The 19,375-nt window shown below is 69.4% G+C and carries 15 protein-coding genes; 10 read left to right on the forward strand and 5 right to left on the reverse strand.

The genetic code is table 11. From position 1 onward, the window contains the following. Positions 1-200: 200 nt before the first annotated feature. Positions 201-1,175 (forward strand): 2-dehydropantoate 2-reductase, encoded by a 975-nt coding sequence (locus tag OG963_RS41240; RefSeq protein ID WP_319740403.1) that lies wholly within the window; start codon positions 201-203, stop codon positions 1,173-1,175. Between the two features lie 162 nt (positions 1,176-1,337). Further along, on the forward strand, positions 1,338-2,273 hold the full coding sequence (locus OG963_RS41245; RefSeq protein ID WP_030934752.1) for a LysR family transcriptional regulator: 936 nt from the start codon (positions 1,338-1,340) through the stop codon (positions 2,271-2,273). A 46-nt stretch (positions 2,274-2,319) separates the two neighbouring features. On the opposite strand, the gene OG963_RS41250 is transcribed toward OG963_RS41245, so the two are convergent. After that, the gene (locus tag OG963_RS41250; RefSeq protein WP_319740404.1) at positions 2,320-3,894 is read right to left on the reverse strand and encodes a FadD7 family fatty acid--CoA ligase; all 1,575 of its coding nucleotides are present in this window, start codon (positions 3,892-3,894) and stop codon (positions 2,320-2,322) included. 274 nt (positions 3,895-4,168) lie between these two features. Between OG963_RS41250 and oxc the strand changes: the two genes are divergently transcribed. Together oxc and frc are read left to right on the forward strand one after the other, a co-directional pair. After that, positions 4,169-5,920, forward strand: a complete 1,752-nt coding sequence (oxc, locus tag OG963_RS41255) for an oxalyl-CoA decarboxylase (RefSeq protein ID WP_030934747.1) — start codon at positions 4,169-4,171, stop codon at positions 5,918-5,920. Between the two features lie 89 nt (positions 5,921-6,009). Next, a complete protein-coding gene (frc, locus tag OG963_RS41260) occupies positions 6,010-7,266 on the forward strand; it encodes a formyl-CoA transferase (protein WP_030934744.1) in 1,257 nt (418 codons plus the stop codon). 141 nt (positions 7,267-7,407) lie between these two features. Here frc and OG963_RS41265 read toward each other — a convergent pair whose 3' ends face one another. Both OG963_RS41265 and OG963_RS41270 read right to left on the reverse strand, forming a co-directional pair. Then, a complete protein-coding gene (locus OG963_RS41265) occupies positions 7,408-7,851 on the reverse strand; it encodes a PAS domain-containing protein (RefSeq protein WP_371800089.1) in 444 nt (147 codons plus the stop codon). A gap of 648 nt (positions 7,852-8,499) precedes the next feature. After that, positions 8,500-9,075: a helix-turn-helix domain-containing protein gene (locus OG963_RS41270; protein WP_319740406.1), complete on the reverse strand. Its 576-nt coding sequence runs from the start codon at positions 9,073-9,075 to the stop codon at positions 8,500-8,502. 275 nt (positions 9,076-9,350) lie between these two features. On the opposite strand from OG963_RS41270, the gene OG963_RS41275 reads away from it, so the two are divergent. Next, complete coding sequence (locus tag OG963_RS41275) at positions 9,351-10,811, forward strand: MFS transporter (protein WP_362277517.1); 1,461 nt, start codon at positions 9,351-9,353, stop codon at positions 10,809-10,811. 388 nt (positions 10,812-11,199) lie between these two features. Here OG963_RS41275 and OG963_RS41280 read toward each other — a convergent pair whose 3' ends face one another. Then, the gene (locus OG963_RS41280) at positions 11,200-12,870 is read right to left on the reverse strand and encodes a TlrC/CarA/OleB/SrmB family ABC-F type ribosomal protection protein (protein WP_371800090.1); all 1,671 of its coding nucleotides are present in this window, start codon (positions 12,868-12,870) and stop codon (positions 11,200-11,202) included. A 346-nt stretch (positions 12,871-13,216) separates the two neighbouring features. On the opposite strand from OG963_RS41280, the gene OG963_RS41285 reads away from it, so the two are divergent. The 4 genes from OG963_RS41285 (at position 13,217) to OG963_RS41300 (ending at position 16,356) form a co-directional block, all read left to right on the forward strand. Beyond that, entirely contained in the window at positions 13,217-14,134 is a 918-nt protein-coding gene (locus tag OG963_RS41285) for a hypothetical protein (protein WP_371800091.1), read from the forward strand. A gap of 109 nt (positions 14,135-14,243) precedes the next feature. Continuing rightward, entirely contained in the window at positions 14,244-14,684 is a 441-nt protein-coding gene (locus tag OG963_RS41290; protein ID WP_371800092.1) for a hypothetical protein, read from the forward strand. A gap of 86 nt (positions 14,685-14,770) precedes the next feature. After that, positions 14,771-15,313: a GNAT family N-acetyltransferase gene (locus OG963_RS41295; RefSeq protein WP_319740411.1), complete on the forward strand. Its 543-nt coding sequence runs from the start codon at positions 14,771-14,773 to the stop codon at positions 15,311-15,313. A 740-nt stretch (positions 15,314-16,053) separates the two neighbouring features. After that, complete coding sequence (locus OG963_RS41300) at positions 16,054-16,356, forward strand: hypothetical protein (RefSeq protein WP_371800093.1); 303 nt, start codon at positions 16,054-16,056, stop codon at positions 16,354-16,356. 301 nt (positions 16,357-16,657) lie between these two features. Here OG963_RS41300 and OG963_RS41305 read toward each other — a convergent pair whose 3' ends face one another. After that, positions 16,658-17,482, reverse strand: a complete 825-nt coding sequence (locus OG963_RS41305; protein ID WP_371800094.1) for a hypothetical protein — start codon at positions 17,480-17,482, stop codon at positions 16,658-16,660. Between the two features lie 610 nt (positions 17,483-18,092). Here OG963_RS41305 and OG963_RS41310 point away from each other — a divergent pair. Then, complete coding sequence (locus OG963_RS41310; protein ID WP_371800095.1) at positions 18,093-18,680, forward strand: hypothetical protein; 588 nt, start codon at positions 18,093-18,095, stop codon at positions 18,678-18,680. Positions 18,681-19,375: the final 695 nt, after the last annotated feature.

Below are 19,375 nucleotides of genomic sequence, written 5' to 3' on the forward strand. Positions count from 1 at the left end.
GTCAGGAGCGGAGGAAGCGGGGCACCGGACAGGAGGCGCGCAGCATATTGTGCGCCGTTCGCTCGACGCCAGGGTGAATCCGGGCGGGTGGTCGGGGGCATCAGGGCCGTGTCAGTTCGGGTTCGATGGGTATACATCGGACCGACGAACTGCATACAGTATCCAATCACACCCTCACCTTCCTCACGAGAGGAGATGCCGTGAAGATTGCTGTCCTCGGAGCCGGCGCGATCGGAGCATTCGTAGGAGCGGCCCTGCACCGGGGTGGTGCCGATGTCCACCTGATCGCCCGTGGTCCGCACCTGCAGGCCATTCGCGAGCGCGGCGTCAGCGTCATCAGCCCGCGCGGGGACTTCGTCGCCCACCCGCACGCCACCGACAACCCCGCCGAGATCGGACCCGTGGACTTCGTGTTCCTCGGGCTGAAGGCACACTCCTATGCGTCCAGCGGCCCGCTGATCGAACCGCTCCTCGGCGCGCACACCGCCGTCGTCGCCGGGCAGAACGGCATCCCGTGGTGGTACTTCCACCGGCTCGCCGGCCCCTACGAGGGTCGTCGGATCGAGGCGGTGGACCCTGGCGGTGCGACCAGCAAGGTCCTCGCACCGGAGCGGGCCGTGGGCTGCGTGGTCTACCCCGCCACCGTCATCGAGGCCCCCGGCGTGATCCGCCACCTCGAAGGCACCCGCTTCTCCATCGGTGAACCCGGTGGCGGGATCTCGGCGCGGTGCACCGCGCTGAGCGAGGCGATGATCGCGGGTGGACTGAAGTGCCCCGTGGAGCCGAACCTGCGGGACGACATCTGGATCAAACTGATGGGCAACGTCGCCTTCAACCCGATCAGCGCGCTCACCCGGGCCACGATGGTCGAGATCTGCCGACATCCGCCTACGCGACGCCTGGTGGCCCAGCTCATGGAGGAGACGCTGGACATCGCATCCCGGGTCGGCAGCACACCGGACATCTCCATCGAGAAGCGGCTGCGGGGTGCGGAGGGGGTCGGCAACCACAAGACGTCGATGCTCCAGGACCTCGAGGCGGGCAAGCAGTTGGAACTCGACGCCATCGTCACCGCGGTGGTGGAGATGGCCGACATCACGGGTGCCGAGGCACCCAGGCTCCGAGCGGTGCACGCGGCCACGGACCTGCTGGCGCGCCACACCGGCACGGGATGAGAACCGGCCCGGCTCCCGCAACGACGGGGAGCCGGGCCTTCGGTGTGGGCGAGGCGCCGCCCGGGCCGCCGGGTAAGCTCGGGCAGCGCAGCCACCGCAGGCGTGTTCGACCTGGTCGGGGCGGGGACGTATGGAGTGCGCGGGACGAAGCAGGAGGCGAGCATGCTCTTCCGTCAGCTGGAGTACTTCGTGGCGGTGGCCCGCGAGAAGCACTTCGCGCGGGCCGCGGACGCCTGCTTCGTCTCACAGCCCGCACTGTCCGTGTCGATCGCCAAACTGGAGCGCGAGCTCAACGTCACACTGATCAATCGCGGCCACAACTATCAGGGCCTGACGCCCGAAGGGGAGCGTCTGGTCGTCTGGGCCAAGAGGATCCTCGCCGAGCAGGAGGCCTTCAAGGCCGAGGTGGCCGCGGTCCAGTCGGGCATCACCGGGACACTGCGGCTGGGCGCGGAGCCCACGGCCTCGACGACGCTCGCGCTGCCGGTGACGGCGTTCTGCACGGCGCACCCGCTGGCCAAGGTCCAGGTGCGGTCCCGCCTGTCCACCACGGAACTCATCCGGCAGCTCCGCGCCTTCGAACTCGATGCGGCCATCGCCCACTTCGGCCCCGAGGACCGGGACGGACTGCAGGTGACGCCGCTTTACGAGGAGCGGTACATGCTGCTCGCCGCGGCCGATCAGCTGCTGCCCCAGTCCGACACCCTGACCTGGGCCGAGGCGTCCCAGCTGCCGCTCGCGCTGCTCACCCCCGACATGCGGATACGTCAGGTCATCGACGCAGCGTTCACCCGCAGCGGAGTCACCGTCATCCCACAGGTGGAGACCGACTCCGTGGCCACCCTGTACGCGAACGTGGGCGCGGGCGCCTGCACCAGCATCGTGCCGCACACCTGGCTGCGAGCCCTGCCGGTCACCGGCCGGATGCGCGTGCTGCGGCTTGTCGAGCCGGACGCGCGGGCGCTCATCTCGGTCGCGATCCACGACGCGACGCCGGGTTCGCTGGCGGCCCGCGCGTTCATCACGGCGGCGGCCTCACTTCGCCTGGACGAGTTCTTCGACCGGCCGCTGCCCGTGCCCGAACCCCTGGTCCGCTGAGCCGAGGTGGATCCAGCCGGCTCACCCGGCTCACCCGGCCCGAGCGTCACCGGGCGAAACGCAGCTGGACCGCCTGCCGGTCCAGCGCTCCCTTGGCGGTGTGCGGCAGCGCCGGGACGACCTGGATCCGCTCGGGCACCTCGAAGGGGGCCAGCCGGTCCAGGCAGTACCTGACGATCTCCGCGGGCTCCACGTCCTCCTCCTCGCGCAGCACCACCGCCGCGCCCACCCGATACCCGTGCCGCTCGTCCGGCACCCCGAACACGGCTGCCTCGGCGACGGCGGGACAACCGCACAGCACGTCCTCGACGTACTCGGGGGAGACCTGGTCGCCCGCCCGGATGATCAGGTTCCTGATCCGGCCGGTGAGGAACAGGGCGCCGTCGGCGTCCAGATGCCCAAGGTCCCCGGTGCGCAGCCAGCCCCCGCCGAAACCTTGCACCGTCGCAGCAGAATCGGCGAGATAGCCCCTGGCCACGCCGGGGCCGCGAACCCAGACCTCGCCCTGCACACCGGGCGGGCACGCCTGCCCCGACGGGTCGACGACCTGGATCCGAGTCCCGGTCGGACGGCCGACCGAGCCGTGCTTGGACGTACCGGGCGGCGGCAGTGATTCACTGCTCGCCTGATGGGCGGCCTCCGTCATGCCGTAGGCCGACAGCAGCGGCACCCCGAGGGTGCGCTCCAGGGCCCGCTGGGTAGCGGTGTTGAGCGGAGCGCTGGAACTGCGGGCGAAGCGCAGGGGCGGTGCCATTGGCGCGGGATGGTCGCCGGCCGAACGGGCGAGGAGGGTCTCGTGGATGGCGGGCACCGCGGTGAACCAGGTGGCACCCACCGCGCGCATGTCGTCCCAGAACGTGTCGGCCGAGAAGCGCCCCCCGGCCGGGAGCAGCACGCAGCCGCCGCCGGCGAGCGTGGCGAGCAACGCCGCGATCAGCCCGTGCGTGTGGAAGAGCGGCATGACCGCCACCGTCGCGTCCTGCGGCCCCAGTTCGTACGTCGCGCACACCACACGTACCGCCGCGGCCACGTTCGCGTGGGTCAGCGGCACCAGGCGGGCCCGGTCCATCGTGCCCGCCGTCGACAGGATCAGGGCATCGTCCACGGCGAGGCCCGGCGTGCGTGTTCCGTACAGCCCGAGCGGCGCGCGCGTCGTGTCGAGCGTGACCGCACAGGGGGAGCCCGGTGTGACCCGTACCCGCACGGGCCACGCGGCCGGTACGCCCGCGGTGGCCTCGGGCCCGCACAGCACCACCCGCGCCCCGAACACCCCCAGCCGCGCGCCCAGCTGATCGGGAGGCAGGGACGGATCCAGCGGGGCGACGACCGCGCCCGCCCGGGCCGCACCCAGTAGAGACACGACGAACTCGGCGGTGTTCGCTGCGACCAGTCCCACCGGGTCCCCGGGCCGCACCCCGGCGGCCGTCAGCCGGCGGGCCAAGTCATCGGCGAGCGAGGCGAGGCCGGCGTACGACAGCTCGACGCGCTCCGCACCGACGACGAGGGCCCGCGAGTGCGGACGTGCCCGCACGGGCCGGGACAGCAGATCGACGAGACCGGTGAGCGCGGGCGGGCGGTAGCGGTCCGGTTCCTGCACGGACGCTGTGGCCACTGTGGTCATCACCCCACCTCCTCGAGCCAGTTGAGGCGAACAACCGACACAGCTGAAACGGTCGAGTGCGAGCCTGCGGGCCACGGCCCGCGACCGTCCAATGCACAACCGCGAACGGCCGATAGCGGCCGACTATCACCGCAGGTGCTGCGGTCGATTCCAGCCGTTGATAAACGCTGGTTATCGGCTGGTCGCCGTCAGGTCTTGGACGGGACGAGGGTTCGGTGCAGAAGGTGGACCCACAAGCCGCACAGCATCACTTGCCCAAGGAGGACCTCGGACCATGACCGCCCCCTCACCACAGGAGACAGCGGCGAACGCCGACGCACCGGCCGAGCTCACCGACGGGTATCACCTGGTGGTCGACGCTCTGAAGCTGAACGACGTCGAGACCATCTACGGCGTGGTCGGCATCCCGATCACGGATCTGGCCCGGCTCGCCCAGGCCGAGGGTATCCGCTACATCGGCTTCCGCCACGAGAGCAACGCGGCCCACGCCGCGGCCGCGGCCGGCTACCTCACCAAGAAGCCGGGCATCGCTCTCACGGTGTCCGCGCCGGGGTTCCTCAACGGACTCGTCGGCCTGGCCAACGCCACCACCAACTGCTTCCCGATGGTGCAGATATCGGGGTCCAGCGAGCGCCACCTCGTCGACCTCAAGCAGGGCGACTACGAGGAGATGGACCAGCTCGCCGCCGCGCAGCCGTTCTGCAAGGCCGCGTACCGCGTCAGCCGGGTCGAGGACATCGGCCGGGGGATCGCCCGTGCGCTGCGCACCGCCGTCTCCGGCCGGCCGGGGGGCGTCTACCTCGACATCCCGGCTGCCGTGCTCGGCTCCATCATGGACAAGGCGGAGGGCGCCAAGACCCTCAGCCGGCTGGTCGACCCGGCCCCACGCCAGCTGCCCGCGCCCTCGGCGGTGGACCGTGCCATCGAACTCCTCGCCGGCGCCGAACGGCCACTGGTGGTGCTCGGCAAGGGCGCCGCCTACGCCCAGGCCGACGCCAGGATCCGGGAGTTCGTCGAGTCGACGGGCATCCCGTACGTACCGATGTCGATGGCCAAGGGCCTGCTGCCCGACGACCACCCGCAGTCGGTGGCGACCGCCCGCTCCCTGGCGCTGCGCAAGGCCGACGTCGTGATGCTCGTCGGAGCCCGCCTCAACTGGCTGCTGGGGCACGGTGAGGCGCCGCAGTGGAACCCCGACGCGAAGTTCATCCAGGTCGACATCGAGCCCAGGGAGCTGGACAGCAACCAGCCGATCGCTGCGCCGCTCGTCGGCGACGTCGAATCCGTGCTCGAGGTGCTGGCGGAGCGAACCAAGCCGGGGCAGATCTCCGCGCCCGCCGCCTGGCGCGAGGAGCTCGCGGCGCGCTCCGCGCAGAACGTCGAGAAGATGGCCGGGCGTCTGGCGGCCGACCCGCACCCGATGCAGTTCATGGGCGCGCTGCGCGCCGTGCGCGACGTGCTGCACGACAACCAGCACGCGTACCTCGTCAACGAGGGTGCCAACGCCCTCGACATGGCGCGCAACGTCATCGACATGCACGTCCCGCGCCACCGCCTGGACGTCGGCACCTGGGGTGTGATGGGGATCGGCATGGGCTACGCGATCGCCGCCGCCGTGGAGACCGGCCAGCCGGTGATCGCCGTCGAGGGCGACAGCGCCTTCGGGTTCAGCGGCATGGAACTGGAGACGATCTGCCGGTACCGGCTCCCCGTCACCACCGTGATCATGAACAACGGCGGTGTGTACCGCGGCAACGACGTCAACCCGCTCGACGACGCCCCGTCGCCCACCACCTTGATGCTGTCCGCCCGGCACGACCTCATGATCGAGGCGTTCGGCGGCAAGGGCTACCGCGCCACCACCCCGGCCGAGGTCACCGCAGCCCTCACCGAGTCGCTCGCCGCGGGCGGCCCCGCCCTCATCGACTGCGCCATCGACCCTGGCGCGGGCACGGAGAGCGGTCACATCTCGCACCTCAACCCCAAGGGCATCACCGTCGGCAACATCGTGCCGAAGAAGAAGTGACCCGCACACCACACCTGGCAAACCACCTCTCGACATCAGCAAGCACGACCTCCGTTCGCCGCGCAACCCATCACAAAAAGGACTCAGACATGAGTGACCAGCCGCTCGCAGGCCTCAAGGTGATCGACTTCACCGGGGTCCAGGCCGGCCCCGCCTGTACGCAGATGCTCGCCTGGTTCGGCGCCGACGTCATCAAGGTCGAGCGCACCAACGGCGGCGACGTGACCCGCCAGCAGCTCAGGGACATCCCCGATCTCGACGCCCTGTACTTCACCATGCTCAACTCCAACAAGCGCTCGCTGGCGATCAACACCAAGACGCCCGAGGGCAAGGAGGTCATGGAGAAGCTGATCCGTGAGTCGGACATCCTCGTCGAGAACTTCGCGCCCGGCGCCATGGACCGCATGGGTCTCGGCTGGGACCACATCCACGAGCTGAACCCGCGCCTCATCTTCGGCTCGGTCAAGGGCTTCAACGACGATTCGAAGTGGAACGACCTCAAGGTCTACGAGAATGTCGCCCAGGCCGCCGGCGGCGCCGCCTCCATCACCGGTTTCTGGGACGGCCCGCCCACCATCTCCGGCTCCGCGCTGGGTGACTCCAACACCGGCATGCACCTCATGATCGGCCTGCTCACGGCGATCATCCAGCGCGACCAGACGGGGCTCGGCCAGAAGGTCTCGGTCTCCATGCAGGACGCCGTCCTCAACCTCACCCGCGTCAAGCTCCGGGACCAGCAGCGACTGGAGAGGGTCGGCTACCTGGAGGAGTACCCGCAGTACCCGCACGGCGAGTTCGGTGAGGCCGTGCCGCGCGGCGGCAACGCGGGCGGCGGTGGCCAGCCCGGATGGATCCTGAAGTGCAAGGGCTGGGAGACCGACCCCAACGCGTACATCTACTTCACGGTCCAGGAGCAGAACTGGGCTCGTACCTGCGAGGTCATCGGCCACCCGGAGTGGAAGGAGGACCCGGAGTACAGCACCGCCCGGGCGCGCCAGCCGCACATCATGGAGATCTTCGGCGAGATCGAGAAGTGGCTCGCCGGCAAGACGAAGTACGAGGCCGTCGACATCCTGCGCAAGTGGGAGGTGCCGTGCGCCCCGGTCCTGTCGATGAAGGAGCTCGCCGAGGACCCCGACATGCGCAAGAGCGGCACCATCGTCGAGGTGGAGCAGAAGGAGCGCGGCACGTACCTGACGGTGGGCAGCCCGGTGAAGTTCTCCGGGTTCAAGCCGGACATCAAGGGTGCGCCGCTGCTCGGCGAGCACACCGACGAGGTCCTCGCGGACCTGGGCTACGACGAGGCCGCCATCCGTAAGCTGCGCGAGGTCTCCGTCGTCGCCTGATGCCGGGTCAGCCCGGTGACCGGGGGACGGCAGGGTGTCCCGCGCGCGACCAGCGTGCGGGACACCCGCGTATGCGGACACGGAACAGCGAGGAGGGCAGGGAACCGGCGGTTCCCTGCCCTCCTCGCGATGCCTCGTGTTTCACCCGGTCGTGGCGCGAACGTTCGCGTCGGCGAGGCGGCGGCGCAACTCCTTCTCCTGGGCGCGGCGCGCGGTGACATCACGGATGACCGCGCCGACATGTCCGGCGCCGCCCTGCGGATCCGGCAGGAGGCACACGCTGAACTCGATCGACAGGCTCGACCCGTCGGCCTTGAGCGCGGGCACGGTCAGCAGGTCGCTCGCACCGTAGCGGGTGGTGCCCTTGGCCATCGCCGCGTTGAAGCCGTCCCAGTGCGGGCGCCGGTGCCGCTCGGGGATGATCAGGTCGAGACTCTGTCCGAGTGCCTCGCTCTCCTTCCACCCGAAGATCCGCTCCGAGCCGCTGTTCCAGAACAGGATGAGCCCCTCGCTGTCGACGATGACGATGCCGTCGGGCGCGTGGATGGTCATGTGCGTGAGCAGTTCGGGGTGCGGGACTGTCATGGCTCCTCCGGATGGCGCGATGCGAGTGTACGGCCGGTCGCAAGTATACTGAATACAATCCACCGATCGAGGGGTGATCGGTCATCAACTCACGGTCGAAGCGAGGCCATCATCCGCCTCCACGTTCTTCCGGCCCGGCTGGCCGGCGTCGGCGGACGCGTCGGCCGCCGCGGAACTGGGCGGCGCTCTCACGGGAGATGAACGGTGTCGGCCGCGAGGTGGGCCAACCTCCGCTGTCGTCCGTGGCGTTCGAGTTCGTGCCGCCTGTATCGGTCTCGGCGAGTACCGGCGTGCGGACTCGCCGGGGGAGTGCGGCGGCGGTGAGTGGGCCGTGTGCCGCCCGGTGAGGGGCTGGTCGGAACAGGGCTCCGCGGGGCCGGTCGGTCCAGGGCGGCGATGACATGGGCGTCGCGGAGACATCCCGCGGGTGGGCGTTCACCGGCGCCGTGTCCGCCGGTCGAGCGCGATGCCCCGATGGGAGTGCGGTCTCTGTGCCGCCCGGTCCCATTCCCCTGCGTGACCGCAGGTCCGTGCGCATCACGACGGTCTGCCCCTGCCTCGACAGTGAACGAGGTGGGGCGCGCGTTCACGGCCCTGTGGCGGTGGGGCCGGTGCTCGACCGGGGCAGGTGCGGGCTTTGGAGTCCTGTCAGGTCCGATGGGTGCGGACGCCGTCCAGGGCGATCTTGAGGATGTGGTCGCGTTGGCCCGGCTCGGGGTAGGTCGCTCCGGTGATTCCGGCGACCATGCGGATCAGGTCGTCGAAGGTCATGTCGGTGCGGACCTCGCCGGCTGTCTGGGCGCGGGCGAGGAGGGGGGCGCCTGCTTCGTACATGGAGGCGCGGCAGGAGGTGAACACGGCCGACTGTGTGTCCATCGCCTCGCGGATCGCGCGTTTGGTCGCCATGTAGTCGACGAAGCGGCGCAGCCATGTGGTGAGTGCTTGCCAGGGGGGCTCTTCGGCGACTTCTTCGGCGACCCGGCACAGTGCGTCGACCTCGTCCGCGTAGACGGCTTCGAAGAGTTCGGTGCGGGAAGGGAAGTTGCGGTACAGCGTGCCGATGCCGACACCTGCGCGGCGCGCGATGTCTTCGAGTGAGGCGTCGGCGCCATGCGCGGCGAAGGCCTCGCGGGCGGCGAGCAGCAGCGCGTCGTAATTGCGTCGCGCGTCGGCGCGGCGAGGGCGCCGGGCCGCGACGATCTCGTTCACCGGGGTGTGCGCCACGGGGGACTCCTGACTTGAACCGGAGGCAAGCCTCCGTTAATGTGGAGGCGTACCTCCACTTTAGCAGTGGGCGGGCGGCGGCACTCGCCGTGCCCTGCCTCGGACCCTCCATCCTCCCCGACGCGGCAGTGACGCCGCGCTCCTCATCGTGCCTCCTGGCACCCCCGCGTCCCCCATCGGCGCGGGCACCCGTTTCCCCTGTCGGAGCGAGCGGCCTCTCGCCGCGCCCCTTGCGTGAAAACGGCCTGCCCGCATGCCTGAGGAAGAAGCTGACTGTGTCCGTACCATCTCGCCGGCGGTCCTCGCACCGCACCACCTTCGCCGTCCTCGCGGCCGGCTCGGGGGTGTTCTCGCTCCTGCAGTCGCTGATCGCGCCTGCCCTCCCCACCGTCCAGCACGCGATGCACACCTCGCAGACGACGGTGACCTGGGTGATGACGGCCTACCTGCTGTCCGCCTCGGTCTTCACCCCGATCCTGGGTCGCGTCGGCGACCTGCTGGGCAAGAAGCGCACCCTGGTCGCCGCGCTGCTGACCGTCCTCGCGGGCTGCCTGCTCGCCGCGCTCGCACCGAACATCGGCGTCCTGATCGTGGCGCGTGTCGTCCAGGGCATGGGCGGCGCCCTGTTCCCGCTCTCCTTCGGCATCATCCGTGACGAGTTCGACGCGTCACGGGTCGGCTCCGCCATCAGCAACCTCTCCGCGGTCATCGCGGCCGGCAGCGGCCTCGGCATGGTTCTGGCGGGGCCCACCGTGGCAGCGCTCGACTACCACTGGCTGTTCTGGCTGCCGGTCATCGTCGTCGCTGTGACGGTCGTACTTGCCGTCCGGCACATACCCGAATCGCCCCGGCGGGCCGAGGGCAGCGTCCACTGGCTCGGCGCCGGCCTGCTGTCGGCATGGCTGGTGGCACTGCTGCTGCCGCTGAGCCAGGCGGGCTCCTGGGGATGGGGATCGGCCCGGGTCCTGGGCCTGCTCGCCGCCGCCGTAGTCCTGTTCGCCCTGTGGCTGATCGCCGAGGCCCGGGCCGCACATCCGTTGATCGACCTGCGGATCATGCGGCTGCCCGCGGTGTGGACGACCAACACGGTCGCACTGCTCTTCGGCGCGGGCATGTTCGCCCTGTGGTCGTTCCTGCCGGCCTTCACACAGACCCCGGCCGTCGCCGGGTACGGGTTCGGGGCGGGCGTCACCGGGGCCGGTCTGCTCATGCTGCCGATGCTGGTCGCGATGTTCTTCTCCGGGGTGCTCAGCGGGCGCCTCGCTCCGGTGTTCAGTGCCAAGGCCCAGCTCGTCACCGGCTCCGCGCTCGCGGCGGCGGCCGGTGGGCTGCTCACCGTCCTGCATGCGCAGGCCTGGCAGGTCGCTCTCGCCGCAGGCATCTTCGGCCTGGGTATCGGGCTGGCGTTCGCGTCGATGGCGACGCTCATCGTGCACAGCGTCCCGGCCACCCAGACCGGTGCGGCGACGGGTATGAACGCCAACATCCGCACGATCGGTGGCTCGCTGGGCGCCGCGGTCACCGGCCTCCTGGTCACGGCCCATCTCCAGCCGACGGGACTGCCCCAGGAGTCCGGCTACACCCACGGCTTCGCTCTCCTGACGGTGCTCTGCCTCGCCGCCGCTCTGACGGCCCTGCTGATCCCGTCCGCCCGCACAGTTCTGCGGCGCCGGGACACCGGCTCCCTGGAGGGCTCGCGCACGCCGCGGGAAACGGCGGAAGCGGTGGCCGGGTAGGGCCTCGGCCGCATCAGGGCTCGACAAGCCGCCCGGGGCGGGCAATGAAGACGCCGAACCCTCCGGCGCGGACCCGCCCGTCCCGCGCGGTGCCCCCAGGTTCGCCGCCCCCTGCCCCCGGGGTCCGTCACGCAGTGACCGGTTCGGCGGGCGGGTCGGGATGCGGCCAGGGGGAGGCTGCGCTCCACCGCCCAGGACACGGGCTTCCTCGACTCGCTCGATGACCGCCTGGAGACGGACGACGGCATGGGCGATGGGGCCGGCGGTGGTCCTGTGGCGTGGGGCCGGGCGGGGCGACATCGCGGCCGTGTGCGAAGCCGCCGCCCGGCTCGCACCAATCGACGAGCGACTGGGAGGCGGCTTCGAAAGGGAAGCGCAGACGGACGGCCTACTGAGCAGCCTCCTCGCTCGCAGCGCCACCCGGGCCAGGTGGCTGTGAGACGTGGCCGGCCTTCAGCTCCAGGCGGGTGCCGGTGAAGCGGGTTCGCATGCGGCGGTCGTGGGTGATGATGACGACGGCGCCCTCGTAGCCACTCAAAGCCCCTTCAAGTTCCTCGACCAGGGCCGGGGAGAGATGGTTGGTGGGCTCGTCCAGCAACAGCAGATCGACGGGCTCGCTCACCAGGCGGGCCAGCTCGATACGGCGTCGTTGTCCGTAAGACAACTCGCTCACTTTCAGGCACAGGTCCGCGGGGCTGAACAGGCCGAGCGACAGGAGGTGGTCGGTGTGCTCGTCCAGGTCTCCGCCGCGCCCGTGGGCGAACGCCTGCGGCACCGTCAGGCCGGGCGGCCACGATGTCTCCTCCTGCCTCAAGTGACCGACCCGGCCACGCGTGCGTACCGTCCCCTCCTCGGGCTGCAGTTCACCGGCCAACACCCGCATCAGCGTCGTCTTGCCGGCTCCGTTGGGCCCGGTGACCAGCAGCCGCTCCTCGCCGCCGATCCGCAGCGAAGGCACATGCAGACGTTCCCCGACACGGATGCCGGTGAGGGCCGCTGCCGCCTTCTGCGTCCGCCCGTCGACGGTGCTCAAGTGGGCGGCGAACACCAGCGGATCGGGCGGCGGTGCGACGGGGCTGTTCGTCAGCCGCTCGACTCGCTCCTTCGCGTTGCGGATACGGCTCATCGCCCCGTGTCCGCGGCTACGGGTCCGGAAGGCGCCGTGGCCGAACACGGCGAACGGCACCTTGCGCGGGATCGCTCCCAGCCGTGCCACATGCGTGTCGGCCAGCTTCTGGTTGCGGACCAGTTGCGTGCGCCAGTTCTCGTACTCCTGCAGCCGGCGCCGCCGCTCGGCGGCCTTCGCGGCGAGATAGCCGTCGTAGCCGTCGCCGTAACGCGCCACCCTGCCCTCGTCGACCTCCAGGATCGTCGTGGTGACACGCTCCAGGAACACCCGGTCATGGGTGACCGCGAGCACCGTGCCACGATGCCCCCGCAGGTGGGCCTCCAGCCAGCGCACCGCCTGGTCGTCCAGATCGTTGGTCGGCTCGTCCAGCAGCAACAGCTCCGGCTGGGACGCCAGGACCGCGGCCAGCGCCAGCCGCGACCGCTCACCACCCGACAGCGTGCCCAGCGTCCTGTCCCGGGGCAGACTTGGCAGGCCGAGTCCGTGCAGAGCGACGTCCACCCGGGCATCCGCCCCATAACCGTCGCGCGCCTCGAACTGGACGACCAGCTGGGCGTAGGCGTCCAGCGCCGCGGTGAGCTCCACCCCTACCAAGCCCTGGAGCCCGGCTTCGGCCCGACGCATGCGCCCCTCGAGACTGCGCAGATCGGCAAGAGCGTCGTCCACCGCGTCCTGAACGCTGGCCTCCGGCGGCAATGCCAACGACTGGGCGAGATAACCCGAGCCGCCCGGCGCGATCACGGTCAGCTCGCCGTCGTCCGGCCGGTCGTGTCCGGCGATCGGTCGCAGCAGGGTGGACTTCCCGGCTCCGTTGTCGCCGATGATCCCGGCCTTCTCGCCAGGCTTGAGGCTGAAAGACACGTCGTCCAGCACGACATGGTCGTCGTAGCGGCGGGCAACGTTCTGAAGAGATAGCTGTGCGGTGAGCATGAAGAGTCCCCTGTTCTCGGCCAGGCCGATCGGAACGGGCAGCTGGACGCATCCGCGCAGGCCAGAACACTCCACGGCATGCCGGACAGCAGGCGACACCGCGGGGGAACAGAAGCACGGATGAGAACGCGCGACGGCGGAGCCAAGCTCAACGCGGTCGCACGGAGACTGTCACAGGGAACCCATGTGCAAAACCGTAGGCCGGAATCTGCCCGCCTGCAATCCAGTTGTTGGAAGCGACACGGCGCTCCGGCCATGCCGGCCATGCCGTGGGCGGGCAGTGGAAGCAACGCCGGTACCGGCTGACGGCAGTTCTGCTGTCGGCGGGGTGTGTCAGAGTCTGCGCATGCTCGAGATCGTGGTGAAGACGGAGAACTGGGAACGGCACGTTCGTGTGTCCGGCGGGGAGCTGGCCGTACTGGTCCGGCGTATGGGCGGTGACGGCGACCGATTCCTGGTGGCCCAACGCATACCCGACCTACCGGACGTCTTCGCCCAGGTCTGGCACGAGGCCGGTGGTGACTACACCCTGGAGTACCGCGACGGTGCCGCCGACCGGCATTTCCAGGCGATGGCTGACAGGCCCGAGGTCGTGATTGCGGCGCTTACCGGCTGGGCCCGCCAGGTGGATGGTTGGGACGCTGATCTGGCGTGGTCTCCGTTGGACATGGGCCCCAACCGAGAGGTGCCGCTGCTCGACCTCGACGTAGACGAGCGTGGGGAGTTGGAGAAGCGTGTACGCGAGGTGCTGGTTGGCGGCTACGCCTCCCGCGCGGAACTGGCCGAGCTCGCTGAGGAATATTTGGTCACCGAGGGCCGTCGGCCCGTCTCGCGCGAGCAGGCGGAGGCGCTGGCCGACCGGATGTGGCTGGAGCGCGTAGCGGAGCAGGCCGCATGGCAGGGTGAGACCGACCCTGAGCGGCTGACCCACGCCTTCACCGCCCTCCAGAAGGCCGGTATCACCGCCCGCGAGAACTTCACCTGCTGCCGCAACTGCGGCCAGTCCGAGATCGGCGGCGAAGGCGGGCCCGACGCTCGCGGCTTCGTCTACTTCCACACCCAGTGCACGGACTCCGCCGCAGCCGGCCAAGGACTGATGCTGCTCTACGGCGGCTTCGACGGCTCGTCCGAGACCGCTGCAGTGATCGGCGACGAGGTCGTGGCTGCCCTCGAAGCAGCCGGCCTCAGCGCCGAGTGGGACCGTGACCCTGGCCGGGCGATCACCGTCACTCCTCTGGACTGGCGCCGCCGTCTGGTCGGCTAGAGCCTGTCTCCCAGGTGAAGAAGCCGCCCCGCCGAACGGAAGATCCGGCGCCCCGCGGGGACTGCTCGACGACGGTCGCCGGGGAGGTACACGCGTGTCCTGGCCATCTGTGATCATTCTTGTCCCCGCGGAGCGACGCCCGTCGCTTGAAGGGCGAATCCGCTGCCTTGGGCTCGTGCCGGATCCAGCGACGGGCGATGAAAGGCTGCACCAGCACGGGTACTCGTACTGCATCGACCTCTCGGGTGGAATCTTGGGGGACTACGAGCCGGAAGAGCTCGAGCAGGTGACGACCCGGATCGGTGAACCGTACGCGGTCTACGTGTCGTGCCAGTCCATGGACGCCGCCCGGGCCTTCCTCCGCGAAGTCCTGCCTGGTGTCGCCGACCAAGCACAGGTCTCCAGTAGCCGGCTGGCGTCGGCGTCCTGTTCACCTGCGGGACCAGATCAGGATGGCGGCGAGGTGCAGTGCCGCCTGGTGGGCGACAGCGAGTTCCTGCGGCGGTGCGCTGGTCGGCAGGCGCGCTGGTCGGCACAGGCATGCGATTGATGAGAGTCCCCGGAAATTACTGGTGAGACGTTACCTGCCCCCGGTTATGCTGCCTCGTCCGGAACAGGCCAGAGAGGTTCCCCACCATGAGCAGCACCATGTCGTCCTTTCCCGAGCGGATCGAGCTCTCGGGGGAGGGGCTCGTCCTCCGCGACTGGACGGAGGCGGACCTGGCCGCGATGCCGACGCTGTTCGACCACCCTGATATCGCGTACTGGACACCGATCGTCTCCCCCTTCGACGAAACGGCCGCCCGCGCTCGGCTGGACCTGGACCGGCAGCTGCGTGCGGAGGGCACGACCATCCTCCTGGCCGTCACCGTCGACGGCGGCGCACCGCTCGGTGAGGTGATGCTGCGACGTGCCCCCGAGGGCACGGAACTCGGCTACGCGATCGGCCCGGCGCACCGCGGCCGAGGGCTGGCGGCGCGGGCGGTGCGGGTGATGGCCTCGTACGCCTTCGAGCAGCTGGGCGTGGGGCAGGTGATCCTGGAACTGGAGGCCGAGAACGCAGCCAGCGTCGCCGTGGCCACCAAAGCGGGCTTCGGACTGCTCGACGTGCCGCTGATCACGGGTGAGGAGAAGGGGCGACCCTACGCGCTGCAGACGTGGGGTCTGAATCGCCCCTGACCGTCCGGCTCCCCAAAGCTGTCGAGCGGGACATGTGCGGCTGACATCGCTGACACCAACAGGCACGAACAACAGCGGTCAAGGCCGATCCTCGGCGCACGGCAGGGTCGGGCACAGCCAGGGGGCCTACGTCACCGGTCCCGCGTGATCAATCTGATAGGGATGTGGGCAGAGCTCAAAGCCCGCGTGAAGGCGGCAAATCGGCCCTCAACCCGCCGATGATGCGGCACCGGTTCGCCTCGGTCGTTGAGAGGCCGGAACCCGACCGCGGGGGCCCGACACGAAGCGACCGGTCCATGAGCGCGCTGCGAACGGCAACGAAGGCGCGGATACGGGCATGGTGGACGTTCGACCCTGCCTGGAAAGGGACCCCCGGCGCCTGCCGCGCTCGTCCACGCCGCCGTGCATCCTGTGATCACCGGCTGCGTGGGCGCGCTCTTCTTCGGCGGGACGATGGCGGTGGGATCGGCCGGATCTCACCGGCCCGTGGACATCCTCAGCTACGTCACGGCGATCATCGAGCGCAAGAGTATGGAGCACTACCGCTTCCAGCCCAGGGCCACCCTCCGCCCCACGTCAACTCCGGAGTACCGCGAGGACGTACCCGGCCTTCTGCGCAGGTCCGTGCGGGCCCTCGGTCAGCAGACAGCAGAGAAGCACCGCAACCGTAGCGACTATCGGCAAACGTCGTCGCATGGATATTCTCCCGAGGGCGGACGCGAGAGGTTGAGGGGGACGCCGTGGAGAACGCCGTGAACTGGCTGTCTTGGGGCATGGCCGGTTTTGGGTTCCTCTTGGTCAGCGCGAGCGTGTGTGCCCGTGCGATGGAGAAGGCTCGGACGGGGCCCGGCATTGATCGTTTGCGCTACAGAATCTCTACCTTGTTGATCTTCGCATTTGGAGTAATCGCGATCGGGAGGAAGTTGCCGACGCTTCTCGGAGCTCCGTTCCCAGTCGTGATGATCTGTGACGTGCTGAGCTTTGTACCCATGCTTGCCATCGTCACGGGAGTGATCGCTGCCCTTCGGCCGAAGAGCACCTGACGTCCACAGCTGACCGCAACCGCGCTGGACACTGGCAGCGTTGGGCGACCTGCGCCGACGGTCCTCCGCGGGAGACGGCAGGTACTCAAGACGCCCCAGCAGAAGTCCTGAACCGGGTGCCGCAAGTTCGAATCCTGCCTGGTGCCATTCGACGGAAGTTGCCCTGCAGCGTGGCCCGCGGGGCCACTGCGTGGGCTTCCGGACGTGTCCCGACGCGACAAGCCCGATGCCGACCACTGCTGAACTTGAATGGGTGATGTTGGGTTCGGTTGACGTGCCACCTCCCGTCGGCCCTGATCTTTCAGCGGCGGGTCGGTTGCAGGCGCTCGATGCGGTCGAGGTCGCCGGTGAGCAGGTCGCGGTGACTGATGGTGAAGTCTCCGTTGGGCAGAGTCTGCCCGCGGCCGTAGTGCCGGCCGACGACGGCGGTGGGGAGGAAGGCGCGCAGACGGTGGCGCATGTCCCCGGGGTACACCACGGGTGTGCCCCAGTCGGAGGGGGCCTGGTCGGTGGAGAACAGGACCCAGTGGTCCACGGGCACGGTGGCGTCGAGGTCCGGCACCTTACCCGTGTGACTGTCCAAAGCCGGCACGGTCAGCCGGTCGGGGTCGAGGGGCGGGTACCACAGCAGCAAGGGCTTGGCGCGTTGCGCGTCGGCGTTGTCGAAGCAGCACACGGCGATGGTGTGGTCGGGAAAGTGTTCGGCGTAGAAGTGCAGGAGATCCGGGTCGAGATCGGGGCGCCGGTGGGGCGGCACCTGCCACAGCGCGGCGGGGACCGCGGTGGGGTCGTCTGCCAAGAGCACCGTGTAGACGTCGTGGTCGAAGACCTGGACGGGCTGCGGTTCCGCGCCCATCCAGGCGATGCCGTCGGCTGTGGCGGCGGCGTGTTCCACGGCGGCGACCATGCGGTGCAGGACGTCGCCGGCGCGCCTCGCGGAGAGGAAGTGCCGGGGTGTGAGCTGCCTGGTGGGCAGGTGCAGCACCATGGCGTTCGGGCCGTCCGCCAGATTGACGGCCGTGTTTTGGTAGCCAAGGACGTGGACGAGGCCGTGTACGCGGTGGTGCTGGCGCCCGCAGTACACGATCGTGCCAGAGAACGCGGCCTCACCTGTCGATATACACATGGCGGCAAGGTACCGCCCCTGTCCGGCGAGCGCCGAGGGGGGTTTGGCCTGCTGAGGATCGCTATCGCCCTACCTTGCGGAACTGATTGATCACCGCTGGCGTCATGACGTTCATGGCACAGGGTGGGAGCACGATGGGTGAGGAGCCGACATGGGCAGAGCTTCTGCTGACCTTTGTTCTCGTGGGAGCCATCCCTGTCGTTGTCGGAGGGATAGTGATCTTTTCCCTCGTCGGACTGACGATGTGGGTGACAGCACCACTGCGGCGACGCAGGCGTTCACGCTCCGCTGACAGATAGGCGGCTGTCCACTCTCCGGGGATGCCGTTTCGACGTGGTTCCGGGAGTAGTCGACACCGGCATTTCACGATCGATATCGATGAGAATGGATGTCACCTGGCCGCTGCTGCAGCCCGTCCGGCCTGCAGCAGCGGTCAGGTGACGCGATGATGGCACTTCATGTATGTGGCTCACCCCGGAGTCCCCTGACCGATCTGGAACTTGGTGTAATGCCAGGGTGATGCTGAGCGTCGGGAATCGGCTCGGCTCGGTGTGGACGGGGACGGATGGCGGCAACAGAGCTCCGGGGCGCTGTGAAGGGACCGGCGCGGTTGGACTGGGAGCTGATGCCCCTGGACGGCGTCGGTCCGCTGCTTTTTGGCATGCCTATCGATGAGGTCGCCGCAGTGATGCCGGGCATGACCGAGCTGCGTCGGTTCCAGGCCGACCCCTCGTTCCGGGAGAACCTCGGTGTGGAGTTCGGCACGAGGCGTGCAGAACCTGCCGTGTACGCCTACTGTGTCGACGGCCGGTTGTTCTGCGTCGCGGTCGACGCGGTCCACGGGCCCCAGGTGACACTCCGGGGACGGCAGTTGACCACATGCGTGCCCGCCGATCTGGAACGGTTCCTCTTGCACGCTCACAGGTGTGAGGTGCTCGATGTGTCCTACGGTCCGCGGGGGAACCCCGGAGTCAACGGGCTCGGTCTGGTGGTGCGGGTGCAGGCGGTCGTCGGCGGTGTGCTGACACGGCCGGTCATGGTGGGCCGGACCTGGGCCGACCGGTGCACCGACGATTGGGAAGGCGCGATCCCGGGGTGTGAATGGGTGGGCCGCTTGTGGCCCCATCGAGGTGAAACGAAATCCTGGCCCGCGACAGGCCACAGGACGGACTGGGGCGACTGGCAACCTCCTTTCTAGACCCGGCCCCTTCCTGCGGCGCCCTTCCGGCGCATGCGGCGTTCCCTGCCTGGGAATCAGCGAACGTGTGCAAGCGCCGGGGTACGCGCCCGGGTTGGCCCCCGCGCCCTGTGAAGCAGACCTTGAGGCACCGGAACCCACGGTGGTGATGTCCCGGCTGCCCGGTGGGTCCTTGCGTGGCCACTCGCTCGGCGAGGCGCAAGTCAAGGCACTGGCCGCTACGTTGTCGAGGCTCTATGGCGCGGTTCCGCTTGCTATGCCGGCGGCAGTTCCTCGCCGGCCAGGGCACGAGCAGGACCTCATCGCACATCCACTCTTGGACGCCTCAGGCGCAAGCCCAGGCCATTGGCGCGGTCGGCGTTGCCATGAACCGCGGCCTGGCCTGGTTGGCCGACTCGGCTATGGAGTCCGCCGGACAACGCGACGTCCCACGAAGCTGGGGGCCTGGCTCGCGGACGCTCAGGGCTCGTACACCTGCCTTGAGCAGGGCCTGCCTCCCGAGTGCGACTGGACGTTCTTCGTCGGGGCGCTCGGGGCCGCCCGCATCCACGAGTGACCGCGTGCCCGCCGCGTGCCGGACCAGGCGGCGCCCATCGGGGAGTAGCAGGGAACAACGGTTCAGCGCCCGCCGGAGCGTAGTTCAGCGAGTTGCCTGGTCAGTGGCCAGCCGCATACGGGTGCTTCCAAACCAGTGC

The organism is Streptomyces sp. NBC_01707, assembly GCF_041438805.1.
Classification (GTDB): domain Bacteria; phylum Actinomycetota; class Actinomycetes; order Streptomycetales; family Streptomycetaceae; genus Streptomyces.